A 25,321-nucleotide genomic window follows, 5' to 3' on the forward strand; every position below is an offset into this window, starting at 1 on the left:
CTCACTAGCCGGTCTTGAGCGCGAGCTCCATGACTTCGGCGCGGCCGACGAGGCCGGCATATTTCCCGATCGGCAAGGGCTTGCCGAGCAGATAGCCCTGCACGCCGTCACATCCTTCCGCGGCGAGGAAGGCGAGTTGTTCGAGCGTCTCGACGCCCTCGGCAACGATCGACATGTCCAGGCCATGGCCGAGATCGATCACCGCGCGTACGATCGCCGCCGATTGCGGGTTGCGGCCGAGATTGATGATGAAGGCGCGGTCGATCTTGATCTTGTCGAACGGGAACGCCTGGAGATAGCTCAGCGAGGAATAACCGCTGCCGAAATCGTCCATGGAAATGCGCACGCCGAGCGCCTTGAGCCGGCGCAACAGCGCAAGACCACGATCAAAGTCCTCGATCAGCACGCCCTCGGTGATCTCGAGTTCCAGTCGGCCGGGTGCGAGACCCGTCTCGATCAGGATGGAATGGACGAGCCCGACCACGTCGCCGTGCATGAACTGCGCCGGCGACAGGTTGACCGCGATCTGAAGCGGCGTCGGCCAGGACGCTGCCTCGCGGCAGGCCTCGCGCAGGATCCACTCGCCCATCTCGACGATCAGGCCGCTTTCCTCCGCGATCGGAATGAATTCGACCGGGGAGACCTGGCCGCGCACCGGATGTTGCCAGCGCGCCAGCGCCTCGAAGCCGATGATCTCGCTCTCCGCAACGCTGTGGCCCGCGGCTCCCTGCGGCTGGAAGGCGAGCGAGAGCTCGCCGTTCTTGATCGCCATCGAGAGGTCCTGGTGCAGTACGCGGCGATCGCGAATCTGCTGGTCCATCTCCGGCTGGAACAGGCTGATCGTGCCGCGCGATTTCTGCTTGGCGCGGAACAGCGCCGCGCCGGCATTGGCGAGCAGCGAGGCGGCGTCGGCGCCGTTGTGCGGGAAGATCGACATGCCGGTGGTGACACCGGCGCGGACCGGGCGGCCGTCGATCTGGAATTCCTCGGCGATGGCTTTACCGATCTGCTGCGCCAGCGCGAGACCTGCCTCCGGCTGCTTGCCGTCGATGATCAGGCCGAACTCGTCGCCGGACAGGCGCGCCACCACGCCGCCGCGCGCGGAATCTTGGAGCCGCTGGGCCACCTCGACCAGGAGCTTGTCGCCGTGCGCATGACCGAAGACGTCGTTGACCTCCTTGAGGCCGTCGAGATCGACACACAGAACCGCGAACTCTTCGCCGGTGCCCTCGCAGGCCTCGATCATCTGGGTCAAAGCCTGCAGGAAAGCGGCACGGTTCGGCAAATCTGTGAGGCCGTCGTGATAGGCCATGTGCGCCATGCGCGACTCGGTCTGCCGGCGATCGGTGACGTCCTCGTGGGTCTTGATCAGATATTGCGGCTCGCCGGTGTCGCTCAGCACGGTGGCACGGCGGGTGAGGAACAGCCGCAGCCCGTCCTTGGTGGAAATCGGGTGCTCTTCGGTGATCATCCCGCGCTTCTTGATCGCGGCTTCGTCGCGCGCGATGATCAGCTTGGCTTCCTTGGGATTGAAGATGTCGGACGCGGTCAGGCCCGTGGCTTCCTCGCGCCTGCGGTTGAGGATCGTCTCCGCGCTGCGGTTGGCGAGCAGATAGCGACCGTCCTTGACCTGCTCGACGATCAGGGCCACCGGGATGTTGTCGACCACGAGCTCCAAGAACTTCTTCGTGCTCTCCAGCTCCTGCGACAGCGAGCGGCGGTCGGTAATGTCCTCGAACACCACCAGCAGAAATTCAGGCTTGTTGCTCTCGTTGCGAACCACGATCCGGATCGAGGCTACCATGCGCTGGGTCGCGCCGCGCTCGACCTCGAATTCGTTGCGGTACTGGCCGGCGGGCGCGATGAGCGCCGCCCGATCGGTCGCCTCGATGGTGGCCGCCGAATTTGGCCCGAACAGCTCGCGCGCGTTCTTGCCGACAACCTGGTCCCGCGAAAATCCCCAGAAGCGCTCATAGGCGCTATTGGCGAAGATGTAGCGACCATCATCGATGTTCTTCGCGGCCACGCAGGCCGGCACGTGGTCCAGCAATGTTTCCAGGAACTGCTTGGTGGAGGCGAGTTGCCGAGACAGCCTGCGCTGCTCGCTGACGTCCAGATGCGTCGCCACCGAGCCGCCATTGGGCAGCACGAAATACTTCACCAGGATGGCCCGGCCGTCCGGCAGTTCGGTGATCAGGCCGTTGGTGCTTGCCGCTTCCTCGTAAAACTCCTCGTCGGAGGCGCCGCCGAGCACTCCGCGCTTGCGTCGCAGCTCAAGGATGTCATGGCCGGTCATTCCGGCCCAGATGTCCGACCGCATCAGGCCGTAGATATCGAGATAGCGGTCGTTGCAGAAGATGATGCGCCGTTGCGCATCCGTCATCACCACGCCCTGGTTAAGGTTGTTCATCGCGGATGAGACGAAGGCATTGCGCCGCAGCTGCAGGCGCCTGGTCCGGCGCAGCGAGGAATGGATCCACAGCGCGACCGCGACGAGGAACGAGCAGATCACGACGCCGGCGATCAGGGCTTCCCAGATCACGTCGGGATCGAGGTGGCCGAGATAGCTCGGAGGAGTGAAGCTGTCGGAGAGGGCAAAGGCGCGCGCAGGCGCCACCGCTGCGACCAGGCACACGACGGCCTGCACCGCAATCGGAAGCGCGCTGCCCGCGTGCCAGTTCTTCTCAGCCATCAGCCACCCGCGATTTCAACGTCGGATTGTCTGGCCTCGCGGGTTTGGATCGGGTAAACGCCTGTACGCGCAACGGAAAAATGTGGCATCAAATACGGCAATTGCCCTGACATGATAAATGCTTCCTTAACGGAAAACGCCCCCGCGCCGCCGTCCCCAGGCGTGAGGCCATCGTCGCTTCGAACGGACGTCCTGCACAACCATGGATAGGGTCGACTGCGTTGTCATCGGAGCCGGCGTGATCGGGCTCGCGGTGGCTCGAAAGCTGGCGCAGGCCGGGCGCGAGGTGATCGTGCTCGAGGAAGCCGATGCCATCGGCACCATCACCTCCTCGCGCAACAGCGAGGTGATTCATGCCGGCATCTACTACCGCGCCGGAAGCTGGATGGCGCGCATGTGCGTCGACGGCAAGCACGCGCTCTACCGTTACTGTTCCGAGCGCGGCATCCCGCACAGGAATTGCGGCAAGCTGATCGTCGCGACCAATCCGAAAGAGACCGAGAAGCTGCAATCGATCAAGGCGCATGCCGAGGCCAACGGCGTGCTCGACATGCAGCTGCTCGCGGGCGATGCGGCATCTGCGCTGGAGCCGGCGCTCGCCTGCGACGCCGCGCTGCTGTCGCCGTCGACCGGCATCATCGACAGCCACGCCTACATGCTCTCGCTGCGCGGCGAAGCCGAGGACGCGGGCGCGGCCTTCGCGTTTCACACCCCGCTGATCCGTGCCAAGGCAACCGCCGGCGTGATCGAGATCGAGGCGGGCGGCGAAGCGCCGATGACGCTGCAATGCAGCCTCCTCGTCAACGCCGCCGGGCTCTCGGCGACCGCGGTGGCGCGCAACATCGAGGGCATGCCGCTGGAACGGATTCCGACGGCCTACCTCGCCAAGGGAAACTACTTCAGCTGCAATGCCAGGGCGCCGTTCTCGCACCTGATCTATCCGGTGCCAGAGCCCGGTGGCCTAGGGGTGCATCTGACGCTGGACATGGCAGGGCAGGCACGTTTCGGCCCCGACGTCGAGTGGATCGAAACGATCGACTATGAGGTCGATCCGTCGCGCGCCGAACGCTTCTACCCGGCCATCCGCAAATACTGGCCGACGCTGCCTGACGGCGCGCTCATGCCGAGCTATTCGGGCATCCGTCCGAAGATCGTGCCGCCGGCGGTGGCCACGCAGGATTTCTTGATGCAAGGTCCGCGCGATCACGGCGTCGAAGGCCTGATCAATCTGTTCGGCATCGAGTCGCCGGGATTGACGTCATCGCTCGCGATCGCGGATCACGTCGCCGAGCTCGCAAACATCTAGTGTTCTAAAGCGAAGTGGATTGCGGTTGCGCGTGAAGAACCGCGCCCAGACACGAATCTAGAGCCGCGCAAATCCTTGCACGATGCACCTCGCAGCAGGGATGAGCGCAAAGGCTCCCATCCCTGCCAGAAAGGGTACGTTCAACTCTACGCTGTTGCAGGGGTTACTAGTGGAGCGTGTCGCCGTGCCTGAGACGCTCGATCTGGTCCTTGACCATCAACTTCCGGCGCTTCAACTCAACAATTTGCAGGTCGTCTGTTGAAAGGTGCACGAGAGCTTCGTGCAATTCGTTTTCGAGAGTTTTATGCTTCCGTTCCAATTCAACCAGATGTGCCTGAATTGTCATTCGAAACCTCCTCGGTAGGGGGGAACCTTGGATTCGACCGGACAACGAAGTGTACATCACCGATTCGTTCTGTCGATGGGGTATCCGTCGTCGCACTGTCATTTTTGAAAATTCATATGTAACGAAGCGTGAGTAAGGGAACCACGCGGGATAAATCCGTGATATCAATGCGCTTGCGCAACTCGGGAGCGACCGCAGAAATATCTCGCGGGAGATCGACGCGGGACAGCCCGAGATCGCTTGCGATCACGGCGCGCAAGGACGATAGTTTCCACAGGGCATCCACAGCCTTAATCTCACGCCTATCGGTTTTTCGGCCACCGCAGACATGACCAATGAAGATGCGCGCGAACTCGAATCCGAGCTCGCCCGGTTGCACCAGGAACACCGAGATCTCGATGCGGCGATCGATGCACTGCATCAATCGCCCGCCCCCGACCTGTTGCGGTTACAGCGGTTGAAGAAACGCAAACTGTTGTTGCGTGACCGTATCGCGTTCATCGAAGACCAGATCACGCCCGACATCATCGCCTGATCCACAGGTAGAACTTTAGGGCGGCCCCGCCGCACCTGAATCCGCTTGACTCGAAAGGAACAAAATAAGAACATTTGAGCACCAACGCCCCGGAAAACCGTCCAAGGAAAACGCAGATGTCGGCAACCGTCCTTCTCGACAACAGCCATTATGAACAGGCCTGCGATCAGGCGATCGCGATGTGCGACGGCAATCTGCGCAGCACCATCAAGGCGCTAATCATGGCCAACGAATATCTGGAGGCCGAGCTGGAGGAATTGCAGGCGGCGATTTCCGCCGGCTGCATTCCGGAGACCTCGCGCAGCAAGATGCGGAGCAAGAGCAGCGCCGCCTGAGCTGTCAACTATCGGAGCCGACCATGTCCGATGTCACCTACTACGTTGCATTACCCTTCCTCACCGACGAGGACGGATCGCCGGTCGCAGGTGCGGCCGAGGAATGCCAGAGCGTGGCGGCCGCGTTACGGCGCGCCGAGATTATGTCGCACGGCGCCGGCCACACCGGCGCGGTCGCGTTCAGCCGCAGCGGCGATCCCATGACCGGCGAATTCGGTGACGCCAAACTGCTCCGCAGCTTCGGCAACGTACCGAAAGACCTCGGCACGCTGTAATTAGCTGCTGACGAGCCTGATGCGCGGCTCGTGTCGCCGATGGGCCTTGCGCACATACATGGCAGCATCGGCCTCCTCCAGGGCGCGCGCGGCGTCGGACTGCACTCCGAGCAGGGCGACCCCGGCGGAGGCGCCCGCGCTCACGTGCTGGCCGCGAAAGACAAAGGACAATTCGTCGATGGCCTGCTCGAAGGCCGCGGCCTTCGCCCTGGCGTCGGTCTCGCTGAGGTTCCAGAGCAGCAGCGCGAACTCGTCGCCGCCGAGCCGGCCGACCACATCCGAGGCGCGGATCTGCCGCGTCAGCGTGGTGGCAATCGCCTTCAGCACCTCGTCGCCGGCCGCATGGCCGAAGGAATCGTTGATCGGCTTCAGCCGATCGACGTCGAGCACGATAAGGGCGCCGCTGGCGCTGTAGCGCTTCATGTAGGCGACGGCGCGTGCGAGCTCGCGTTCGAAGCCGCGCCGGTTCGGAATTTCGAGCAGGAAGTCGGTGTCGGCGGCCGCCTCCAGCTCCGCGACCCGCCGCAGCGCCCCCTTGAGCTTGCTCCGGAGGTCACGGATGGTCGCGTTGATGGCCGGCTTGATGGTCGCCTTGGCGCCGTCATCGGCAGACGCTTCGCGCCGCGGCGGCCTGCTCGGACGCCGCGCTGGACTCTTGGCGGGACTCTTGGCCGGACTCTTGCCCTGACGCTTGAGAGCAACTTTGGAGCGACCGGCGCCGATTTTCGGGCCCTTTTTGGCCTTCGCAGCGCTCGCCCTTTTCGGTTTCTTCATGGGCATCCTGCTCAATGAAGGCTTGCGGGGATTCACCAAGACAGGATAGTGCATTCCCTTCTCCTTGCCACCGCCTTGCGAGCCACCGGCCGGAACCGCTAATCTGGCCTATCTTCCTGTTTTTCGAGCACAATTGACGTCATGACCGCGCCAATCGCCATCATCATGGGAAGCCAGTCGGACTGGGACACGATGCGGCATACCGCCGACACGCTTGCAGCGCTCGGCGTTGTCACCGACACCCGCATCGTTTCGGCACACCGCACCCCCGACCGGCTGTTTGCGTTCGCCAAGGGCGCCAAGACGGCTGGTTACAAGGTCATCATCGCCGGCGCGGGTGGCGCAGCCCATCTGCCCGGCATGGCGGCGGCGCTCACGGAACTGCCCGTGTTCGGCGTTCCCATCGAATCCCGGACGCTCAAGGGCATCGATTCGCTCTATTCGATTGTCCAGATGCCCGCAGGCATCCCGGTTGGCACCCTCGCCATCGGCAAGGCCGGCGCCATCAATGCGGCGCTGCTGGCGGCAGCCGTGCTGGCCTTGTCCGACCCGGCCTTGTCCGACCGCCTCGCCGCCTGGCGCAAGGCGCAGACCGAGGCCGTTGCCGAGCGCCCGGAGGACAAGGCGTGACTGACGCAAAGCAGTTGAAGCTGAAACCCGGCGACACCATTGGCATCCTCGGCGGCGGACAATTAGGGCGGATGCTGGCGATGGCGGCGGCCCGGCTCGGCCTGCGCTGCCAAGTGTTCTCGCCCGATCCGGACTCACCGGCCTTCGACGTCGTCCTGAATGCGACCTGCGCCGAATATGCCGATGTCGAAGCGCTCGAGCTGTTCGCCAACGACGTGGACGTCATCACCTACGAATTCGAGAACGTGCCGTCCGCGGCCGCGATGGTGCTGGATGCTCGCCGCCCGGTGCTGCCCAACCGCAAGATCCTCGAGACCACCCAGGACCGGCTCGCCGAGAAGGATTTCGTGACGCGGCTGGGCATCGGCACCGCAGCCTATGCCGACGTCACCTCGGTCCCGTCGTTGCGCGAGGCGATCGCCAGGATCGGCCTTCCGGCGGTGCTGAAGACCCGCCGCTTCGGCTATGACGGCAAGGGCCAAGCCATCATCCGCGAGGGCGACGACATTGCGAAAGTGTGGACCAGTCTCGCCACCAAATCGGCGATCCTGGAAGCCTTCGTGCCCTACGAACGTGAGATTTCCGTCATCGCCGCCCGCTCGGCCACAGGCCAGGTCGAGTGTTTTGACGTCACCGAAAACGAGCACCGAGATCACATCCTGAAGATCTCCCGTGCGCCCGCCCGGATCCAGGACGAGCTCGCCGAGGAAGCGCGGAGCATTGCCGGCAAGATCGCGGGCGCGCTCGATTATGTCGGCGTGCTTGCCGTCGAGATGTTCGTGCTCGCCAACGGCACCGGACCCAAGGTGCTGGTCAATGAGATCGCTCCGCGCGTGCACAATTCCGGACACTGGACGCTCGACGGTGCGTCCGTCTCGCAGTTCGAGCAGCACATCCGCGCCATTGCCGGCTGGCCTCTCGGCAAGCCCGTGCGCCACGGCGAAGTCGTCACCATGACCAATCTGATCGGCGACGAGATCAACGACTATGACAAGTGGCTGAGCGTGCCGGGCGCGACCGTGCACATCTACGGCAAGGGCGCGCCGCGTCCCGGCCGCAAGATGGGCCACGTCACTGAAGTGCGACCCACGACTGGCAAGTAACGGGACCGCGGCACATGCCGCGATCCCGCTTTGCAGCTACGCCGTCTTCGCGCCCGCGACGACGCCAGAGGGTTCGTCGCTGAGCCAGCGATAGATCACCCCGCCCAGCGCGCCGCCGATCAGAGGCGCGACCCAGAACAGCCAGAGCTGCGACAGCGCCCAGCCGCCGACGAACAGCGCGGGACCCGTGCTGCGCGCCGGGTTCACCGAGGTGTTGGTGACGGGGATGCTGACGAGATGGATCATCACCAGCGCGAGCCCGATCGCCAGCGGTGCAAAGCCCGCCGGCGCGCGGCCGTGAGTGGCGCCCATGATGATGAACAGGAACATCATGGTCATCACCACCTCGGTGAGGAAGCATACCATCATGCTGTACTGGCCGGGAGAATGGGCGTCGTAGCCGTTGGACGCGAAGCCCTTGCTGACGTCGAAGCCGGGAGCTCCGCTTGCGATGACGTAGAGCAGCCACGCGGCCACGATCGCGCCGGCCACCTGTGCGATCACATAAGGTAGAATCTGCCCGGCCGGAAAGCGCCCGCCGGCGGCGAGACCGACGGTGACGGCCGGATTGAGATGGCAGCCTGAGATGTGGCCGATCGCATAGGCCATGGTGACCACGCTCAGCCCGAATGCCAGGGAGACACCGACCAGACCGATGCCAACCTGCGGAAAGCCGGCTGCGATCACCGCACTTCCGCAACCTGCGAATGTGAGCCAAAAGGTGCCGATAGCTTCGGCTGCGTATTTCTTCATATCCATGTGTCGTCCCCTGCTTTCAAAGATTCCGGAACAAAGCTCCGAAAACGGCCCCACCCTTGGCGTCAAATCTCCCAAATCAGGGCCGCACAGAGGTATTTCGCCTCATTTAATGGCTGAACTTGGCCCGAAAACCCGCTTGGCCGGTGGACATCCCAGGTTTTGTCTGATACATCCGCGCCCTCAAGGTTAAGGGCTTGTGCGTTTCGCCATCCCCTTTGACTTACCAGAATTCAAATCCGATCCACTGAAGAGGATGCCGCGTGCAGGTTCTCGTTCGCGATAACAATGTCGATCAAGCTCTCAAGGCGCTGAAGAAGAAGATGCAGCGCGAGGGTATTTTCCGCGAGATGAAGCTCCGCGGTCACTACGAAAAGCCCTCCGAGAAGAAGGCCCGCGAAAAGGCCGAAGCCGTGCGTCGCGCACGCAAGCTGGCCCGCAAGAAGCTGCAGCGCGAAGGCCTGCTGCCGATGAAGCCGAAGCCGGTTTTCGGCGCTGGCCCCGGCGGTGATCGTGGCGGTCGCGGCGGCCCGGGTGCCGGTGCAAGTGCCGGTCCGCGCGGACCGCGCTGATTTACCGGACTTGAGACACATCAGTTTTCGATGACGCGGGCCCCTGGCCCGCGTTATTGTTTTGTGAGCGGTGCCTTCCTGGGATGGGGCACTACCGATGCGGCACTGGCGCGAGCGAACCGTAGATGGCCTCCCCTTTCCCCAAGCGCGGCTTGGCGCGGTTACGCCAGATCCTGCTGCAGCCGTTTGCGCTGGCTTTGATGGGAATCTCGCTGTGCGGCTGCTCCTTCGACCTGGGGTCGCTGACGCCGGAGAAGGACAAGCCGCAGGAGGCACCCAAGGCGGCTACGACCGCCGAGAACGTGGTCAGCGCCAGCAATGTCAGCGAAGCCCAGGCCCATACGGCAAAGGCCCAGGCCCTGGCAAAGTCCGGCGACGCAGCTGCTGCGCTCGATGAATTCAATCACGCGGTCGGACTCGATCCCTACAATGCGCAGGCGCTCTATGGCCGCGCCCTGATCTATCAGGGCAAGAACCAGCACGACTTCGCCATCGCCGATTTCAGCGCCGCAAGCGGACTCAACCCGCAGAAGGTCGAGCCGCTGCTCGGCCGCGCCATCAGCTATCTCGCCCTCAGCAAGGTCAAGGAGGCCGCGGCGGATCTGGATGAGGCTTCCGAGGCCGATCCCCACAATGCCCAGGTCTGGACCATACGCGGGCAAGCCTATGAACGGCTGGGCGACAGGACCAAGGCGGCGGCGTCCTACACCAAGGCGGTCTCGCTTCGTCCACGCGACGACGCCGCCCGCAGCGGCCTTGCCCGCGTCGGCGGCTGACGATCCTGGCGCAGCGCAGGCGCCGTCTTAATCCGGGGTGACGCTCTTCGGCAGAACGGAGTGGAACATGGACTTGACGCCCGACAGCATGTCTTCGGCGACATTGGTCTTCGGCCGCGGCATGGACCCGCCGGCATCGGCGCGTAGATCGAGCGGGGGCGCAATCATCGGGACCGGAATATCAGCCGGAGGCGTCAGCCGACTCGGGTTCTCGTTGCCGACCGAGGCCGTGTAGGGCGGGCTCGCCTGCGACGAGCCGCCATTACCATAGGCCTCGGCTGCGGGCGTCGAGACCGTGATCGGCGGCGGCAACGGACGCACCGTTGACGGATCCAGAGGGATGATACGCGGGGCCTCCGGAGTGCGGGCGGCTTCGCGCACCGCAGGCTCCTGAGTCTTCTCGGGCGGCTTGGCCTCCGAAGACTTGGTCTCAACCGACTTGGCTTCAATCGACTTGGCCTCAACCGCTTTGCCCTCAGGCGACTTACGCAGGCGCTCGATCGCGGCGCGCACGAGATCATTGGCGTCGGGGGTGGCGGCCGGCGCGGCAGCAGCCGGCGCCGAATTAGCCTCCACCACCGGGGTGGCGGGAGCGGGTGCACTGACGGCCGGGGTGGACTTGGCGACTGCCTTGTCGCGCGCGGACGGCTTGCCGCGCGGGGTGGCCTCGGCCGGCGCCACGTCCGCCGTAGAAGTCTTCGACTCCGCGGTGGGCTGATCGGCAGCCTTCTCGGCCGCCGGCTTGTCCGCCACCTTCTTCTCGGAAATGCCCTTGGCCTTGACGCCTGGCGCGGGCAGGTTTGCCAGATCGGCGGGCTTGCCGTTCTTGCCAGCCTCGGCGGGCGCCATCACGGCCGCGGGTGCATCCGCCGCCGGCTTGGCGTTGATGTAATGATTAACGATGTATGCCCCGATGATCGTTGCGAGCACCGAGGGGAAGATGTCCATCGAGATTTTAGCGATGTATTTCAGCATTCCGGCCACTCCCCGCGCGATCTGATGCGGGAACTTTGAGGCATAGTGAGGGATCAACTGCGACGGATCAATGGCAAAGGGGTACGCCGGAATTACGGCTTCAGCTCGACCTCAAGGAACACGATCTCGGTTGCGGTTTCGTTAAGCACGTCGTGCTTGACGCCGGCCTTGCGAAAATAGGATTTTCCGGCCGCGAGCTGTGCCTTGGACCGCTCGCCACTGGGTGCCACGATGGTCATTTCCCCTGCGACCACGGGAACAATGACGTAGTCCATGCCGTGGGTGTGATGCCCGGTGGCGCTGTTTGGCGCGAGCCGCCACTCGGTCACCCGAACCTGCTCATTGTCGACCTGAACTTCGGACTTGGCGGCAAGCATCGGAACTCTCCTGGGGGCACGTCCGGAAAACCGGTTCAGGGCACGAAAACCATGAACACGTAGACGGCAAATACCACCATATGGACCAGCCCGAACAGGACATTGGTCCTGCCCGTACCGAAGGTCAGCATGCTCAAAAAGAAGGTCAGGAGCAAAAGCACGCTGCCCTGGTCGCTGAGGCCGAGCGTGAGCTCCTTGTCGAGCGCATAGGTTGCGACACCGACGGCCGGGATGGTCAGCCCGATGGTGGCGAGCGACGAGCCGAGCGCGAGATTGATGCTCTTCTGGAGGTCGTTCTTGCGGGCGGCCGACACGGCCGCGACGCCTTCCGGCAGCAGGATCAGGAGCGCGACCAGAAGTCCGGCAAAGGCAGGCGGCGCACCGATCCTGGCCCCAACGGCATCGACGACCAGCGAGAATTTCTTGGACAGCAGCACGACCGCCAGCAGCGCAATCAGCAGCAGCACGACGCTGAGCACCATGGTCCGGCCCGACCGATGCCCCTCGCCGCTGCCGCCATCCGCCCGCTCGTGAACGAAGTAATCCTTGTGCAGCACGGTCTGGGTGTAGAGAAACACCCCATACAGCGCGAGCGTGACCACGTCGACGAAGCCGAGTTGAACCGCCGAATAAACCGGGCCCGGCGTGGTCGTCGTGTAGTTCGGCATGATCAGAGTGATGGTCGCGAGCGCGAACAGCACGCTGAGATAGACGTTGGCGCCGGAGAGCTGAAAGCCCTGCTCGCGATACCGCAGGCCGCCGATGAAGATGCAGAGCCCGACGAGGCCATTGCAGACGATCATGACAACGGCGAACACGGTGTCGCGCGCAAGTTCCGGGGCAGGCTTGTCGCCCAGCATGATCGTGGTGATCAGCGCCACCTCGATGATGGTCACCGCGAGCGTCAGCACCAGCGTGCCGTAGGGTTCGCCGACCCGCTCGGCGATCATTTCGGCATGATGGACCGCGGCAAACACCGTGCCGAACAGGATGACGAGGAGCAGGAGGGCGAAGACGAGCCCGCCGAACGACAGCGTGAACACATAGTCCGTCGCGCTGACGGCCACGAACAGCAGCACGGCCAGCGCCGGAAAGATCCAGGCCGACCGAGGCATCGGATTATGCGCGCTCATCCATCGGCTCCAATCGTCTCAGCCGAGCAGTAGCAAATCGGGCGGCAGATTCAATGCCAGCGCAGGATCGGCGCGAACGGTAGTAGCGTCAGCAGCAAGAATAGCGGGATCAGCACCGCGCTGGCACGCACGAAATAACCGAAGAAGCTCGGCATCTCGATGCCGTTCTCGCTCGCAATGCTGCTCACCATGAAGTTCGGCGCATTGCCGATATAGGTGAGCGCGCCCATGTAGACTGCTCCCATGGAGATGGAGGCGAGCGTGCCCGAAAGCTCGTGCATCAGCACCTGCGGGTCGCCGCCGGCGAGCTCGAAGAACAACAGATAGGTCGGCGCATTGTCGAGGAACGCCGACATCAGGCCGGTGAACCAGAAATAGGCAACCTCGCGCGGCGCGCCGTCCGGCCCGGTCACAGCCGACAACAGCCAGGCGAACGCGCCGTGATGGCCGGCATCGAGCATGGCAATGACCGGGATGATCGCGATAAAAATGCCGGCGAACAGCTTTGCGACTTCGCGGATCGGCTCCCAGGTGAAGCCGTTGGCCTGCCTGTGCTCGTCCGGCGTCAACCACACCGACAGGGCCGCTATCGCCAGCAGCGCCGCGTTGCGGGCAATGTCTTCCAGCTCCAGCCTGGTTCCGAGAATGTCGAAGGCGATGCCGGACTTCCACATCGCCGAGGCCAGCAGGCTCGCGACGATGGCTGCGATCAGCACCAGGTTGACGAGGCCGCGGATGCGGACCGGCTTCGCGGCGCCGGCGGCGCCGAGCAAGGGTTCGCTACGGAAGCGCCAGACGTCGATGACGACGAAGATCGCGAGCAGCAGTCCGGCAACGATCGCCGTCTGCAGCCAGATGGTCCGCGTGGTCCAGAAGAAGTCGACGCCATGCAGGAAACCGACGAACAGCGGGGGATCGCCGAGCGGGCTCAGCGCGCCGCCGACATTGGCGACCAGGATGATGAAGAAGATGACGACATGGGCGTTGTAGCGCCGCGGCCGGTTGGCGCGGATCAGAGGGCGGATCAGGATCATGGCCGCCCCGGTGGTGCCGACGACGCTCGCCATCGCCGTACCGAGCGCGAGGATGCCGGCGTTGGCCGCCGGGGTCGCCTTGATGTCGCCCGTCACGAGAATGCCCCCCGCCACGACATAGAGCGAGAACAGCAGCACGATGAAGCCGAGATATTCGGCGAGCATGGCGTGAACGAGCGCAGCCAGCGTCGCCATGCTCCCGGCAAGCATGACAAGCGAAGCGAGTGCCAGCAGCGACCAGGCCGCGGCGATCTTGCCGTAATGATGGTGCCAGATTTTTGCAAACAGCAGCGGCCCGAGCGCGATCGACAGCAGGAGGCCGGCAAAGGGCAGCGCATAGGGCCAGCCCATCGCCGCGCCGTCGAGCCCGGTCGCAGCCCATGCGTGCTGTGGCAACAACACGACGAGGATCGCGGCGATGAACCCGCTCTCGCGCCGAACGACAAGCCGTCTAGAAAGCAATGAAGCGCCTCGCCGTTTCGATCGCACCGAACGCATCGAGATTGTCGTGTCCCCCGCCTGCAAAGCGAACGAACTGCTTCGGTTCGTGCGCGAGCGCGAACAGACGCTCTCCGAACACGATCGAAATGGCAAGGTCATTGGTGCCATGCATCACCAATAGCGGCACAGTGACGCGCGGGATACGCTCGTCGGAATGAAATGGATCGCGCATCAGCAGGCGCACCGGAACGTACCAGAACGATGAAGCTGCAATGTCGGCCGTCGATGTGTAGGGAGCTTCCAGGATGAGTTTTCCAATACGATGCTCCGAGGCGATTGCGACCGCCACGCCGGTCCCGAGCGAAAAGCCCCAGGCGGCGATTCGTTCCGCCGCGTAGCGCACAGTGGTGAAGGCGTAGGCGGCCGCGGCATCGCGCAGCAGGCCCGTCTCGCTCGGCGCCCCGCTCGAGCCGGCATAGCCGCGATAGGACAGCGCGACGAGGCCGGTGCCGTCCGCCGTCATGGCCTTGAAACGGCTGATGCGACCGGCGAGATAATCGCCATTGCCGGGAAAATACAGGATCACGGGCCGGCCAAGCCTCGCCGGCACGTGCCAGACGATGACCTTCTCGCCATCGGAGGTGGTCAGGACGTGCTCTTCGGCCTCAGGGAGGCCCGCGGCGTCCGGCGTGGTGCGACCGACGGGCGGGATCGGAAACAGCATCTCGCGCTGCCTGACATACAGCACGAGGAGACCGGCGAAATAGACGGTCACGAGCAGGATGGCGATCCACTTGACGATGGTCATGATGACGCGGCCCGGCCCCCGTTCAGGGCTTGCGACAGCTCCGCAGCAATTTCATGACATCGCCCGAGGGCGCGCCGGAAAGGCGCGGCGGCCGCACGCCGCCTGCTGAGCGGCGCTCCATGCGACGCGTGCTCGCGCGTCGCATTCGCCCACATGCCTCCGCGCTACATCGCCTTGACGATGTTCTCGGTGACCTTCTTGGCGTCGCCGAGCAGCATCATGGTGTTGTCGCGATAGAACAGCGGATTGTCGATGCCGGCATAGCCCGAAGCGAGCGAGCGCTTGATGAACATCACGGTGCCGGCCTTCCAGACCTGGAGCACCGGCATGCCGTAGATCGGCGAGGTCTTGTCCTCTTCGGCCGCCGGATTGGTGACGTCGTTGGCGCCGATCACGAAGGCGATGTCGGCCTGCGCGAATTCGGAGTTGATGTCCTCGAGCTCGAACACCTCGTCATAGGGCACGTTGGCTTCGGCCAGCAGCACGTTCATGTGGCCGGGCATGCGGCCGGCGACCGGGTGAATGGCGTATTTCACCTCGACGCCTTCCTTCTTCAGGATGTCGCCCATTTCGCGCAGCGCATGCTGAGCCTGCGCCACCGCCATGCCGTAGCCGGGCACGATGATGACTTTCTGCGCGTTCTTCATGATGAAGGCCGCATCGTCGGCCGAGCCGAGCTTGGCCGGCTTCTGCTCGCCGCCGCCACCGCCCGCCGCCGCGGTCTCGCCACCGAAGCCGCCGAGGATGACGGAGATGAAGGAGCGGTTCATCGCGTGGCACATGATGTAGGACAAGATCGCGCCGCTCGATCCCACCAGCGCCCCGGTGATGATCAGCGCGGAATTGCCGAGAGTGAAGCCGATGCCGGCCGCGGCCCAGCCCGAGTAAGAGTTCAGCATCGAAATCACGACCGGCATGTCGGCGCCGCCGATCGGGATGATCATGAGCACGCCGAGCGCCAGCGCGATGATGACGATCAGCCAGAAGTCGAGCGCGCTGCCCGTCATGACCAGCCCGACGATGAAGACGACGAGGGCGATCGCAAGCGCGATGTTGATGATGTGACGGAACGGCAGGATGATCGGGGCACCGCTCATGCGCGCGGACAGCTTCAGGAACGCGATCACCGAACCGGTGAAGGTCAGCGCGCCGATGGCGACGCCGAGCGACATCTCGACCAGGCTCTGCGGATGGATGTTGCCGGGGCTGCCGATGTCGAAGGCTTCCGGCGCGTAGAACGCACCGGCAGCGACCAGCACCGCGGCCATACCGACCAGCGAATGGAAGGCGGCGACCAGTTCCGGCATCGAGGTCATCGGCACGCGACGGGCGATCACCGCGCCGACGCTGCCGCCGATCGCGATACCAAGGATCACGAGGATCCAGGCGAGGCCGTCCGCCGGCGGATGGCTGGCGAGCGTGGTGGCGACCGCGATCGCCATACCGATCATGCCAAAGAAATTGCCCTGCCGCGATGAGGCGGGGCTGGACAGCCCGCGCAGTGACAGGATGAACAGCACACCTGCCACGAGATACAGAACTGCAGCCAGATTGGCGTTCATCTCAGGTCCCCTTTGTCTTCGTCACCCCGAGGTGCACGCCGCTCATTTCACTTTCTTCTTGTACATCGCCAGCATGCGCTGGGTGACAAGGAAGCCGCCGAAGATATTCACGCAGGCGAAAATGAGCGCGATGAAGCCGAAGCCGCGCGCCCAGCCCGAACCGCTCGAGATCATGCCGACGCCGACCGCCAGCAGCGCGCCGACCACGATCACCGAGGAGATCGCATTGGTCACGCTCATCAGCGGCGTATGCAGCGCAGGGGTCACCGACCACACCACGAAATAGCCGACGAAGACGGCGAGAACGAAGATCGACAGCCGGAAGACGAAGGGGTCGACGACTTGTGCAATATGCTCCATGACGGCTCTCCTTACGCTTTCGGCTGGAAATTCGGGTGGATGACGGCGCCGTCCCGGGTCAGCGCAGTCGCCTTGACGAGTTCGTCGTCCCAGTTCACGGCCAGCGCCTTGCTGGTCTTGTCGACCATCGTTTCGATGAAGTTAAACAAATTGCGCGCGTAGAGGCTGGAGGCCGACGCCGCGACGCGGCCGGCGACGTTGGTGTAGCCGACGATCTTGATGCCATCGACCTCGGCGACCTGGCCCGCCTTGACGCCTTCGACATTGCCGCCGCGCTCGACGGCGAGATCGACCAGCACCGACCCCGGCTTCATCGACTTGACCATGTCGGCCGTGACGAGCTTCGGCGCAGGCCGTCCCGGAATCAGCGCGGTGGTGATCACGATGTCCTGCTTCTTGATGTGCTCGGCGGTGAGCGCGGCCTGCTTGGCCTGGTACTCCTTGGACATTTCCTTGGCGTAGCCGCCGGCGGTCTGGGCGTTCTTGAATTCCTCGTCCTCGACGGCGAGGAATTTCGCACCGAGCGATTCGACCTGCTCCTTGGTGGCGGGCCGGACGTCGGTCGCGGTGACGACGGCGCCGAGACGGCGCGCGGTCGCGATCGCCTGGAGGCCGGCGACGCCGACGCCCATCACGAACACTTTTGCGGCGGGCACGGTGCCGGCCGCGGTCATCATCATCGGGAAGGCGCGTCCGAAGGCCTCGGCGCCCTCGATCACGGCGCGGTAGCCGGCAAGGTTGGCCTGCGAGGACAGCACGTCCATCACCTGCGCGCGCGTGATGCGCGGCATCAATTCCATCGCGAAGGCGGAGACGCCGGCATCGGCTATCGTCTTCAGCGCGGCCTCGTTGCCGTAGGGGTCCATGATGGCGATGACGAGCGCGCCGCGCTTGTACTGCGCCAACTCCGAGGCTTCAGGGCGCTTCACCTTGATGATGATGTCGGCGTCCTTCAGCGCGTCGGCGCTGACGGTGGCGCCCACGGCGGTGAATTCGGAGTCCGGCAGGCCCGACTTGAGGCCGGCGCCCGGCTCAATGGCGATCTCGGCGCCCAGCGCCTTGAACTTCTTCACCGTATCCGGCGAAGCGGCGACCCGCGGCTCCGACGGATCGATTTCCTTGGCAACGGCGATCTTCATAGGCCCTCCGGCGACGCGGGAAGAAGCGCGCACGCGAACTTAGCGTTACTCCCGCAACGTTGGATACCGGTTTTCAATCCGGCTTGATTGCAAATTTTATGGGCACCGACGACGCTGGCGGTGCTGCAGGGGATGGATCAGGTCAGGAAGATCGCCATCAGGATCACGATAAGCGCGACCGAGACCGTGCCGTACTTCACCAGCTTGATGAAGCCCTCGTAGGTCTGCTCGTGGGCAACGTAGTCGTTGCCGTCGGCGGTGCTGTACGCCACTTCGCTATGGTCGGCCATGAATTGTCCCCAGTCGAAAGTCGAATTTCATGGCTGGATACCGCAAACTTTCGGGCAGGGCAACGGCACGGGGGCGCGGTTTCCCGGCAAATCAGGTCATTTGGAATTCCGATTGGCGGGAAAGCCCCGCGCTACAGCCGCTCAGCCCTGATCAATCATCGTGGCGGTGATGTTCACGGCCGCTCGCTGGGGTACCGGGAGACCGAGCGCCTCGCGGACCGCGTCAACCGCCGGCTCGCCTGCTTCGGTGAATCGAGCCATCCGCGGGGCCGTCCCGGGGCCGACCGCCACCACGTGGTCCCCGGCCAAGAAGCCATGGGTCATGTGGAAACCAAGCGCGCGATAGACCTCGAACTGCTCCTCCGAGAAGAACTGATCGCCGGTGGTCTCGTGCGGGAACGTATCGTTACGCCGCGCGTAGTCGCGGATGTAGTCGTTCTCGTCGTTGGAGAGCGAGGACTTAATGTAGACGAGATAGCCCCTGTCATCGCCACCATAGTCGATGGTGCCGATCGCCACATGAACGTGCTCGCCGGCCTCGTCCGGCGTCTCAGGAGAGGTTCGTGTGGACTTCTTGTCGGCGTTCGCCGCCATGATGGCGCGCGTGCGGTCGCGGATCGGCGTCCATGGCAAATCGATCCGGACGCCGAGATCGATGCGGGCGTAGCGCTGGAGCTTCATCAGCGAGGAGAAATTCATCGCCGCGTCGGCTTCCGCGTCGACCACAACGATCACCTTGCAGCGCCGGCGCAGCAGCTCGTAGACGCCGAGGTTTTCGATGTGGCCGCCGTCGGTGAGGTAGACGCCGTCGCTATTCTCGTAGAGACGGCCCGAGATTTCCGACCACAGGAAGAGCGGCGTGGAGCGGCGCTGCGGCCGGACAGTGGCCTCGACATAGCGCGGATTGCTCAGCCAGTAGCCCAGCCGCACGTTCAACAGCGCGAGCGTCGGCGTCAGCGCCCTGATCGAGTTCGAGCCCATGTTCGACGACGCCGCCGCCCCCGAGATCGCCATTGCGGTGGCGAGGTCGAGGCTTTGCTCAAGATGCTCGACCGCCGGGGTCTTGGCGTAGCGCGTCGCCTCGCTGCCGACATAGAGCGGCGAGAACACAAAGAAGTCGGCATTGCGGCCGCGCCGGTTGGCGAAGTCCGACCCCTGGATGTTGAGCGCCGTGTTGATGAGATGATAGGGCGCCCCCAGCTTCCGCGCGGCAGGCCGGTCCCCCGTCGCGACCTGGTCACTCGGGGCCGCATAGAGCTCGCTCAACCTCATGCGATCGAGCGGCTTGAAATCGCGTCCCTGATCGAGGCTGGCCTCGGCGCGCGCGATATTGCCGTCTGCCGACCGGCCCGGATCGAACAGGAAAGCCTTGCTCAGCCGGTCGCGGTAAAGCCGGTGGAGCGAATTCGCGTTGGGCGTCAGCGACCATGAGATCGCAAACAGCAGCAGGCCGACGAGCGTATACAGGATCACCACGGGCAGGCTGTGCGCATAGCCGGAGCCTCTATCCAACCAGTCGAATTGTCGTGCGATATTGCTCGCGCCAGACCTGAGCCAGGCCGGAACGTGGGATACGGGCGTCAGCCAGTCCGTGGTCGCGGTGGTTGCGGCGGCCGTTGGCGTGATCTCGGCCGAGAAGGTGCCGGCGCTCGCGTCGAACTCGATCTTGCCCGACAGATTGCCCGACGCGGGCACGGTTGATTTGTTGGCCGCTAGGCAACCCTTCTGCGCCATGGCGGTCAGAGGCGCCTGGCATTTTTCGATCGGATCGTTGGCGATGCCCCAATAAGACAAGTAGAGAAAGGCGACCCAGATGATCAGTGGCAGCGCCAATCCGGCGGTCCACAACGCGACCTTGGCAATGATCGCGAGCATCATCGAGCCCCATTGCGAGGATACGCTGTCTCCCTTCAGGAATTCGGCGAATTGCTGCCTGAAAGCAGTAACGAAAACACCGATTGGCGCGGCAATTGCAGCCAGCGACTGAATCCAGGTGACCGCGACGCCGCGGACCGGCCCGCCGATCGCGTTGCTGTCGGCGACATCGAACATCTGCGACAGCATGAAGGGCTGGAATTCGAAGAACGCAATCGCGGCAAGCAGGACCAAGAAAGTCGCGCCGGCGGTCGGCCAATGCGAGCGGAACTCCTGACGCTTTTCGGGACTTGCAAATGACTGCTTGAGCGCCCAGCCGAAGAACAGGGCGACGCCGATGATCGCCGTTGCCAGCGTCAGCGCGAAATGCGCGATCTGAAGGACGCGCGCGAAGTCGCATGCGATGCCGAGCAGGAACGCGATGGCCGCAGCATAGGTCAGGAAGATGGTCGGGCCGATGCCCCGCTCCGTGCGCGAGCTCAGATAAGCGATCCCGCCGCAAGCAAGCAGCGCCAGCGCGACGATCGCCCCGATCGCAGTGAACCCGAAGCGGTCCGCGATCCAGCCGAAATGATGCAGCTCACACTGCGGCAAAGCGCCTTCGGCGATATCGACGCCGAAGAAATTTGCGACCGTGAGGCAGCTCCGCAGCGGCGTCGACCAGATCGTGACAGCTGCGAGCAGCAGCACGACGGGTAGGGTCAATCCGATATTGGCGATCAGGCCCCGCGCCACGATTGCAATCCCGGTCAAGAGATCGCGGAAGCCGGCCGGGATCAGATAGTTGGAATAATTCCTGATATGTCCGACCGATGGCGTATCGCTGATCTCGCTGGCGGTCGCAGCTCTCCCGGCGGACCGCTGGCCGAACACAAACCGCCCTGTCACCGTCATGGTCGTGCTGAGCGAGGTGCCGATGTAGCCGCCGCCCGACACGGTGGACAGATAATCGATCCGTCCGATCAAATCGTGGTGGTTCAGCGCCTGGAGCACGCCGAGGCACATGGCCGAGGAGCGGATCCCGCCGCCGGAGAGCGCGAGCCCGACCACGTCGAGCATCTGGCACGCCTCTGTGCCCTCCGGATCGACTTGCCGCGCCTCTTCGCGGCGCGTGTTGATCGCCTCGATTTCGTCGCGGACGATCTGCTGGTGCTTCTCGCACCAGGGCGTTTCCTCTTCGAAGGCAGCGGCGTTCCGCGCGCCAGGTAGGCGGACCTGTCCTTGATCGGGCATGCGGGCCTCCCGAGCGGCAAGAGGGTGATCTGCAATCAATAATTGTAAAAATAAAGCGGGTATCTACGGGGTTAGTCTCGCCTCGGGCTCGGACGTTCAATACTCCCTACCAGGATATCGAGGCCGTCTCGAACGTCGCGGCGAAATGCGCTGGCTGAAAATATGGCGCCGCCGCCGGCGCCTGCTCGTTCGAGACCGGTCCGCCGGGGCGGGCCGCTCGCTGAGCCGGCTGGCTCGTCTCGTGCCGCTCCGGTGATAGCCGGCTCGTGCCTGCCTCAGCCCATCGCTTCCAGCTCGTCGATCATGCCGGCGATGACGCTCAGGCCGCCGTCCCAGAACTTTGGATCCTTGGCATCGAGCCCGAACGGCCGCAGCAGTTCGGAATAATGCTTGGTGCCGCCGGCGGCGAGCATGTCGAGATAGCGCTCGGCAAAGCCTTCGGCCGCGTTCTCGTAGACGGCGTACAGCGAGTTCACGAGACAATCGCCGAACGCATAGGCGTAGACGTAGAACGGCGAATGGATGAAGTGGGGGATGTACATCCAGTAGTTCTCGTAGCCCGCTTTGATCTCGATTGCCGGACCAAGGCTCTCGCCCTGCACCGAGAGCCAGATCTCGCCGAGCCGCGTCGCGGTGAGTTCGCCGTTCTTGCGTTCGGTGTGGACCGCGCGCTCGAAGGAATAGAACGCGATCTGCCGCACCACGGTGTTGATCATGTCCTCGACCTTGCCGGCGAGCAGCGCCTGGCGCTGCTTTGCGCTCTTGGTCTGCGCCAGCAGCCGCCGGAAGGTCAGCATCTCGCCGAACACGCTCGCGGTCTCCGCCAGCGTCAGCGGCGTCGGCGCCATCAACGCGCCGTTCCTGGCCGCCAGCACCTGGTGCACGCCGTGGCCGAGCTCGTGGGCGAGCGTCATCACGTCGCGCGGCTTGCCCTGGTAGTTCATCAGCACGTAGGGGTGCGCGGACGGCGTGGTCGGATGCGAGAAGGCACCCGGCGCCTTGCCCAGACGCACCGGCGCGTCGATCCAGCGGTCGGTGAAGAAGCGCTCGGCGATATCAGCCATCTTTGGCGAGAAGCCGCGATAGGCGGAGAGCACCATGCTTCGTGCGTCGGGCCAGCCGATGATGTCGGTGGCCGCAAAAGGCAGCGGCGCGTTGCGATCCCAATAGGCCAGGCGCTTCCTGCCGAACCAGCGTGCCTTCAGCGCGTAGTAGCGATGCGACAATTTCGGATAGGCCGCGCGCACCGAGGCGACCAGCGCATCCACTACCTCGCGCTCGACGCGGTTGTTCAAATGCCGGGAATCCGCGACGTCCTTGAAGCCGCGCCAGCTGTCGGAGATGTCCTTGTCCTTGGCCAGGGTGTTGGTGATCAGCGCAAAGGTGCGCTCATTGGCCTTGAAGGTCTTTGCGAGCGCCTCTGCCGCGGCCTTGCGCTTGGCGCCGTCGCGGTCCTGCAGAAGATTGAGCGTCGGCTCGATCGCGAGCTCCTTGGGCCCGACCTTGAAACGCAGGCTCGAGATGGTCTGGTCGAACAGCCGGTTAAAGGCTGAATAGCCGGTCTGCGACTTCTCCAGGAAGAGCTGCTCGAGCTTGTCGTCGAGCTGGTACGGCTTCTCCTTGCGCAGATCCTCGATCCAGGGACGGTAGTGCGCGAGCTCAGCGGCCTGCATCGCGCGGTTCAAAATATCGTCATCGATTCGATTGAGCTCGAGCGCGAAGAACAGCAGATGCGTCGATGCCGTCGTCAGGCGCTCGGAAACGTCGCCGTAAAACTTTGAAATCTTGGGGTCCACGCTGTCGCCGGCATGAACGAGGCCGGCGTACGAGCCGAGCCGGCCGGCGAGGTCGTCGATCGCCTCATAGCGTCGCACGGCTTCAGCGAGCCATTTTCCGCCATCTTCCTTTGCTGTTCCTGTGGCGAGCTTGCCCTTGTAGTCCGTCTCGAACGCGACGCAATCGGCGTCCATCCTTTCGAGATCGCGCGCCACTTCCGGCGCATCGATCCCGGAATAGAGGTCGGCGAGGTTCCACTCCGGAAGCTTGCCGGTCTTGCTCGCAGGCTTGGCAGGCGAAGAGTTGGCGAGTGAAGACTTGGCGAGTGAAGGCTTGGTGGGTGAACGCTTGGTGGGTGAACGCTTGGTGGGTGAACGCTTGGTGGGTGAACGCTTGGTGGGTGAACGCTTGGAGGGTTTTGCCTTGGCTGCGGATGTCTTGGTGTTCGGCTTGCGAAGAGCGGGCTTGCTGATGGCGGACTTCTTAACTGCAGACTTGGAGCGCGAATTCATTGTGTGGGAAACCTGTGTTCAACAATCGCGACGGCGGGCGGGGGCATCAGGATTTAACAGTGCGTTAATCGGCTTCGGCCAGAGTGCCCCGATTCGAGACAGATAGTAGTAGCGTGCGGGGAACACCATGGCTGCCAGTATTTTGATCGCCGACGACGACGCTGTAGCCCGCCGGCTGGTCGAAAACATGGTGCAGAAATGCGGCTATGAGACGATCGTGGTGGACTCCGGCGACGCGGCGATCGCCGCCCTCACCGCCCCTGACGCGGCCATCGACGGCGTCGTCCTCGATCTCGTGATGCCCGGCCTCGACGGCATGGGCGTGCTGGCGAAAATCCGCGAAGCGGGCCTCAGCATCCCGGTCATCGTGCAGACGGCCCATGGCGGCATCGACAATGTTATCTCGGCGATGCGCGCGGGCGCGGCCGATTTCGTGGTCAAGCCGGTCGGCCTCGAGCGGCTCCAGGTCTCTCTTCGCAACGCGCTCAATTCGTCCGCGCTCAAGGGCGAATTGCAGCGCATCCGTCACAGCCGCGAAGGTCGGCTGACCTTCTCCGATATCATCACCCGCGCCGAGGCGATGGCGGGCGTGATGCGCGCGGCGCAGAAAGCAACAAACTCCTCGATCCCCGTGCTGATCGAGGGCGAGTCCGGCGTCGGCAAGGAGATGTTCGCGCGTGCCATTCATGGCAGCGGCGAGCGCAAGGCAAAGCCGTTCGTCGCGGTCAATTGCGGCGCTATCCCCGACAACCTCGTCGAGTCCATCCTGTTCGGTCACGAGAAGGGTGCCTTCACCGGCGCCACCGAACGCCACACCGGCAAGTTCGTCGAAGCCCATGGCGGCACGCTGTTCCTGGACGAGGTCAGCGAGCTGCCGCTGAGCGCGCAGGTCAAGCTGCTTCGCGCGCTTCAGGAAGGCGCGGTCGAGGCGGTCGGCGGCCGCAAACCCGTCAAGGTCGACGTCCGCATCATCTCGGCGACCAACCGCAAGCTGCTTGAGCGGGTCAAGCAGGGCCACTTCCGGGAAGACTTGTTCTATCGGCTGCACGTGCTGCCGCTGACGATCCCATCGCTGCGCGCCCGGCGCGAGGACATTCCGCATCTGCTCAGGCATTTCCTGGCCCGCTTTGCCGCCGAGGAGAACCGCTCCATCACCGGCATCAGCGGCGAGGCCGTGGCGCACCTTGCCCAGCTCGATTGGCCCGGCAACATCCGCCAGCTCGAAAACGCGGTTTACCGCGCCGTGGTGATGAGCGACGGCGACCAGCTTGGCCTCGACGACTTCCCCCTGATCGCCTCGCAGCCGTATCCCGGAACAGACATTCCAACCGCGCCGCTGATGCTGGAGCCAGTCGCGGCCCCCTCCGTTGTGTCAGGTAATGAAATACCGATTGCGCCGCTGCCCCAAGCTGGTGCTCTCTCCATGCTGACCGCGACCGGCGACGTCCGGCCGCTGGAGGAGATCGAGAACGAGATCATCCGTTTCGCGATCTCGCATTATCGCGGGCAGATGTCGGAGGTCGCCCGCCGCCTCAAAATCGGCCGGTCCACCCTCTACCGCAAACTCGATGAAGCCGGGGTTCCCGGCCATGGCGGCAAAAGCGGTGAGGAGACGCACTGAGCCTGACGCGAACAGAGGTTCGTCCGGGCGGTGCGATACGACTGTAAGCCGTTCGCATGACGACGGAATTCGACTGCGATTTGAA

The 25,321-nt window shown here is 64.1% G+C and carries 24 protein-coding genes; 9 read left to right on the forward strand and 15 right to left on the reverse strand.

The genetic code is table 11. The features are described from left to right. Positions 1–4 precede the first annotated feature (4 nt). Positions 5–2,692 carry an EAL domain-containing protein gene (locus tag ABIB66_RS31385; RefSeq protein WP_354204748.1) on the reverse strand — a complete coding sequence of 896 codons (2,688 nt, stop codon included), beginning with the start codon at positions 2,690–2,692 and terminating at the stop codon, positions 5–7. A gap of 202 nt (positions 2,693–2,894) precedes the next feature. On the opposite strand from ABIB66_RS31385, the gene ABIB66_RS31390 reads away from it, so the two are divergent. After that, on the forward strand, positions 2,895–3,998 hold the full coding sequence (locus ABIB66_RS31390) for an NAD(P)/FAD-dependent oxidoreductase (protein WP_354256894.1): 1,104 nt from the start codon (positions 2,895–2,897) through the stop codon (positions 3,996–3,998). Between the two features lie 166 nt (positions 3,999–4,164). Here the strand turns inward: ABIB66_RS31390 and ABIB66_RS31395 are convergent, their stop codons facing one another. Continuing rightward, positions 4,165–4,344, reverse strand: coding sequence for a YdcH family protein (locus ABIB66_RS31395; RefSeq protein WP_007596254.1), 180 nt, complete (start codon positions 4,342–4,344; stop codon positions 4,165–4,167). Positions 4,345–4,672: 328 nt separating this feature from the next. On the opposite strand from ABIB66_RS31395, the gene ABIB66_RS31400 reads away from it, so the two are divergent. The 3 genes from ABIB66_RS31400 (at position 4,673) to ABIB66_RS31410 (ending at position 5,489) form a co-directional block, all read left to right on the forward strand. Next, positions 4,673–4,879, forward strand: coding sequence for a YdcH family protein (locus ABIB66_RS31400; protein ID WP_027519980.1), 207 nt, complete (start codon positions 4,673–4,675; stop codon positions 4,877–4,879). A 116-nt stretch (positions 4,880–4,995) separates the two neighbouring features. Continuing rightward, on the forward strand, positions 4,996–5,214 hold the full coding sequence (locus tag ABIB66_RS31405) for a hypothetical protein (RefSeq protein WP_275169573.1): 219 nt from the start codon (positions 4,996–4,998) through the stop codon (positions 5,212–5,214). A 23-nt stretch (positions 5,215–5,237) separates the two neighbouring features. Further along, positions 5,238–5,489, forward strand: coding sequence for a hypothetical protein (locus ABIB66_RS31410; protein ID WP_354204743.1), 252 nt, complete (start codon positions 5,238–5,240; stop codon positions 5,487–5,489). On the opposite strand, the gene ABIB66_RS31415 is transcribed toward ABIB66_RS31410, so the two are convergent. Beyond that, on the reverse strand, positions 5,490–6,263 hold the full coding sequence (locus tag ABIB66_RS31415; RefSeq protein WP_354256897.1) for a GGDEF domain-containing protein: 774 nt from the start codon (positions 6,261–6,263) through the stop codon (positions 5,490–5,492). Between the two features lie 141 nt (positions 6,264–6,404). On the opposite strand from ABIB66_RS31415, the gene purE reads away from it, so the two are divergent. Together purE and ABIB66_RS31425 are read left to right on the forward strand one after the other, a co-directional pair. Continuing rightward, the gene (gene purE / locus ABIB66_RS31420; RefSeq protein WP_354204739.1) at positions 6,405–6,893 is read left to right on the forward strand and encodes a 5-(carboxyamino)imidazole ribonucleotide mutase; all 489 of its coding nucleotides are present in this window, start codon (positions 6,405–6,407) and stop codon (positions 6,891–6,893) included. Continuing rightward, on the forward strand, positions 6,890–7,996 hold the full coding sequence (locus ABIB66_RS31425; protein WP_354204737.1) for a 5-(carboxyamino)imidazole ribonucleotide synthase: 1,107 nt from the start codon (positions 6,890–6,892) through the stop codon (positions 7,994–7,996). The genes purE and ABIB66_RS31425 overlap by 4 nt, the downstream gene beginning before the upstream one ends. 36 nt (positions 7,997–8,032) lie before the next feature. Here ABIB66_RS31425 and aqpZ read toward each other — a convergent pair whose 3' ends face one another. Further along, positions 8,033–8,755 (reverse strand): aquaporin Z, encoded by a 723-nt coding sequence (aqpZ, locus tag ABIB66_RS31430; RefSeq protein ID WP_354059752.1) that lies wholly within the window; start codon positions 8,753–8,755, stop codon positions 8,033–8,035. Positions 8,756–9,015: 260 nt separating this feature from the next. Between aqpZ and rpsU the strand changes: the two genes are divergently transcribed. Continuing rightward, positions 9,016–9,324: a 30S ribosomal protein S21 gene (gene rpsU, locus ABIB66_RS31435; RefSeq protein WP_007596265.1), complete on the forward strand. Its 309-nt coding sequence runs from the start codon at positions 9,016–9,018 to the stop codon at positions 9,322–9,324. A gap of 125 nt (positions 9,325–9,449) precedes the next feature. Continuing rightward, a complete protein-coding gene (locus ABIB66_RS31440) occupies positions 9,450–10,100 on the forward strand; it encodes a tetratricopeptide repeat protein (protein WP_354204734.1) in 651 nt (216 codons plus the stop codon). A 27-nt stretch (positions 10,101–10,127) separates the two neighbouring features. On the opposite strand, the gene ABIB66_RS31445 is transcribed toward ABIB66_RS31440, so the two are convergent. The 11 genes from ABIB66_RS31445 to ABIB66_RS31495 form a co-directional block, all read right to left on the reverse strand. Next, positions 10,128–11,075, reverse strand: coding sequence for a prolipoprotein diacylglyceryl transferase (locus ABIB66_RS31445; RefSeq protein ID WP_354204732.1), 948 nt, complete (start codon positions 11,073–11,075; stop codon positions 10,128–10,130). A gap of 92 nt (positions 11,076–11,167) precedes the next feature. After that, on the reverse strand, positions 11,168–11,452 hold the full coding sequence (locus ABIB66_RS31450) for a cupin domain-containing protein (protein WP_354204730.1): 285 nt from the start codon (positions 11,450–11,452) through the stop codon (positions 11,168–11,170). 35 nt (positions 11,453–11,487) lie between these two features. Beyond that, on the reverse strand, positions 11,488–12,585 hold the full coding sequence (locus ABIB66_RS31455) for a calcium:cation antiporter (RefSeq protein WP_275169582.1): 1,098 nt from the start codon (positions 12,583–12,585) through the stop codon (positions 11,488–11,490). Positions 12,586–12,635: 50 nt separating this feature from the next. Then, positions 12,636–14,117 carry a sodium:proton antiporter gene (locus ABIB66_RS31460; protein ID WP_354204728.1) on the reverse strand — a complete coding sequence of 494 codons (1,482 nt, stop codon included), beginning with the start codon at positions 14,115–14,117 and terminating at the stop codon, positions 12,636–12,638. Beyond that, positions 14,071–14,868 carry an alpha/beta hydrolase gene (locus tag ABIB66_RS31465; protein WP_354204726.1) on the reverse strand — a complete coding sequence of 266 codons (798 nt, stop codon included), beginning with the start codon at positions 14,866–14,868 and terminating at the stop codon, positions 14,071–14,073. Before ABIB66_RS31465 ends, ABIB66_RS31460 begins: the two co-directional genes overlap by 47 nt. A gap of 164 nt (positions 14,869–15,032) precedes the next feature. After that, on the reverse strand, positions 15,033–16,430 hold the full coding sequence (locus ABIB66_RS31470; protein WP_085349147.1) for an NAD(P)(+) transhydrogenase (Re/Si-specific) subunit beta: 1,398 nt from the start codon (positions 16,428–16,430) through the stop codon (positions 15,033–15,035). Positions 16,431–16,472: 42 nt separating this feature from the next. Then, positions 16,473–16,790 (reverse strand): proton-translocating transhydrogenase family protein, encoded by a 318-nt coding sequence (locus tag ABIB66_RS31475; RefSeq protein WP_007596278.1) that lies wholly within the window; start codon positions 16,788–16,790, stop codon positions 16,473–16,475. Positions 16,791–16,801: 11 nt separating this feature from the next. Then, a complete protein-coding gene (locus ABIB66_RS31480; RefSeq protein ID WP_354204723.1) occupies positions 16,802–17,929 on the reverse strand; it encodes a Re/Si-specific NAD(P)(+) transhydrogenase subunit alpha in 1,128 nt (375 codons plus the stop codon). A 137-nt stretch (positions 17,930–18,066) separates the two neighbouring features. Next, complete coding sequence (locus ABIB66_RS31485; RefSeq protein WP_007596280.1) at positions 18,067–18,219, reverse strand: aa3-type cytochrome c oxidase subunit IV; 153 nt, start codon at positions 18,217–18,219, stop codon at positions 18,067–18,069. A gap of 141 nt (positions 18,220–18,360) precedes the next feature. Further along, positions 18,361–21,327, reverse strand: a complete 2,967-nt coding sequence (locus ABIB66_RS31490; protein ID WP_354204721.1) for a patatin-like phospholipase domain-containing protein — start codon at positions 21,325–21,327, stop codon at positions 18,361–18,363. A gap of 275 nt (positions 21,328–21,602) precedes the next feature. Beyond that, positions 21,603–23,615: a M3 family oligoendopeptidase gene (locus ABIB66_RS31495; RefSeq protein ID WP_354256900.1), complete on the reverse strand. Its 2,013-nt coding sequence runs from the start codon at positions 23,613–23,615 to the stop codon at positions 21,603–21,605. A gap of 127 nt (positions 23,616–23,742) precedes the next feature. Here ABIB66_RS31495 and ABIB66_RS31500 point away from each other — a divergent pair, with 127 nt between their 5' ends. Continuing rightward, on the forward strand, positions 23,743–25,236 hold the full coding sequence (locus ABIB66_RS31500) for a sigma-54-dependent transcriptional regulator (protein ID WP_354204717.1): 1,494 nt from the start codon (positions 23,743–23,745) through the stop codon (positions 25,234–25,236). Positions 25,237–25,321 lie beyond the last annotated feature (85 nt).

This window comes from Bradyrhizobium sp. F1.13.3 (assembly GCF_040548265.1).
In the GTDB taxonomy this organism is placed as follows: domain Bacteria; phylum Pseudomonadota; class Alphaproteobacteria; order Rhizobiales; family Xanthobacteraceae; genus Bradyrhizobium.

Bases quoted from the DNA above. Each gene is read 5' to 3' on its own strand.
- ABIB66_RS31500 (WP_354204717.1), top strand. From the start codon at position 23,743: ATGGCTGCCAGTATTTTGATCGCCGACGACGACGCTGTAGCCCGCCGG.
- ABIB66_RS31480 (WP_354204723.1), bottom strand. From the start codon at position 17,929: ATGAAGATCGCCGTTGCCAAGGAAATCGATCCGTCGGAGCCGCGGGTC.
- ABIB66_RS31440 (WP_354204734.1), top strand. From the start codon at position 9,450: ATGGCCTCCCCTTTCCCCAAGCGCGGCTTGGCGCGGTTACGCCAGATC.
- ABIB66_RS31475 (WP_007596278.1), bottom strand. From the start codon at position 16,790: ATGGAGCATATTGCACAAGTCGTCGACCCCTTCGTCTTCCGGCTGTCG.
- ABIB66_RS31490 (WP_354204721.1), bottom strand. From the start codon at position 21,327: ATGCCCGATCAAGGACAGGTCCGCCTACCTGGCGCGCGGAACGCCGCT.
- aqpZ (WP_354059752.1), bottom strand. From the start codon at position 8,755: ATGGATATGAAGAAATACGCAGCCGAAGCTATCGGCACCTTTTGGCTC.
- ABIB66_RS31495 (WP_354256900.1), bottom strand. From the start codon at position 23,615: ATGAATTCGCGCTCCAAGTCTGCAGTTAAGAAGTCCGCCATCAGCAAG.
- ABIB66_RS31470 (WP_085349147.1), bottom strand. From the start codon at position 16,430: ATGAACGCCAATCTGGCTGCAGTTCTGTATCTCGTGGCAGGTGTGCTG.
- ABIB66_RS31405 (WP_275169573.1), top strand. From the start codon at position 4,996: ATGTCGGCAACCGTCCTTCTCGACAACAGCCATTATGAACAGGCCTGC.
- ABIB66_RS31415 (WP_354256897.1), bottom strand. From the start codon at position 6,263: ATGAAGAAACCGAAAAGGGCGAGCGCTGCGAAGGCCAAAAAGGGCCCG.
- ABIB66_RS31400 (WP_027519980.1), top strand. From the start codon at position 4,673: ATGACCAATGAAGATGCGCGCGAACTCGAATCCGAGCTCGCCCGGTTG.
- ABIB66_RS31455 (WP_275169582.1), bottom strand. From the start codon at position 12,585: ATGAGCGCGCATAATCCGATGCCTCGGTCGGCCTGGATCTTTCCGGCG.
- ABIB66_RS31460 (WP_354204728.1), bottom strand. From the start codon at position 14,117: ATGCGTTCGGTGCGATCGAAACGGCGAGGCGCTTCATTGCTTTCTAGA.
- ABIB66_RS31485 (WP_007596280.1), bottom strand. From the start codon at position 18,219: ATGGCCGACCATAGCGAAGTGGCGTACAGCACCGCCGACGGCAACGAC.
- ABIB66_RS31445 (WP_354204732.1), bottom strand. From the start codon at position 11,075: ATGCTGAAATACATCGCTAAAATCTCGATGGACATCTTCCCCTCGGTG.
- ABIB66_RS31385 (WP_354204748.1), bottom strand. From the start codon at position 2,692: ATGGCTGAGAAGAACTGGCACGCGGGCAGCGCGCTTCCGATTGCGGTG.
- ABIB66_RS31395 (WP_007596254.1), bottom strand. From the start codon at position 4,344: ATGACAATTCAGGCACATCTGGTTGAATTGGAACGGAAGCATAAAACT.
- purE (WP_354204739.1), top strand. From the start codon at position 6,405: ATGACCGCGCCAATCGCCATCATCATGGGAAGCCAGTCGGACTGGGAC.
- ABIB66_RS31465 (WP_354204726.1), bottom strand. From the start codon at position 14,868: ATGACCATCGTCAAGTGGATCGCCATCCTGCTCGTGACCGTCTATTTC.
- ABIB66_RS31410 (WP_354204743.1), top strand. From the start codon at position 5,238: ATGTCCGATGTCACCTACTACGTTGCATTACCCTTCCTCACCGACGAG.
- ABIB66_RS31390 (WP_354256894.1), top strand. From the start codon at position 2,895: ATGGATAGGGTCGACTGCGTTGTCATCGGAGCCGGCGTGATCGGGCTC.
- ABIB66_RS31450 (WP_354204730.1), bottom strand. From the start codon at position 11,452: ATGCTTGCCGCCAAGTCCGAAGTTCAGGTCGACAATGAGCAGGTTCGG.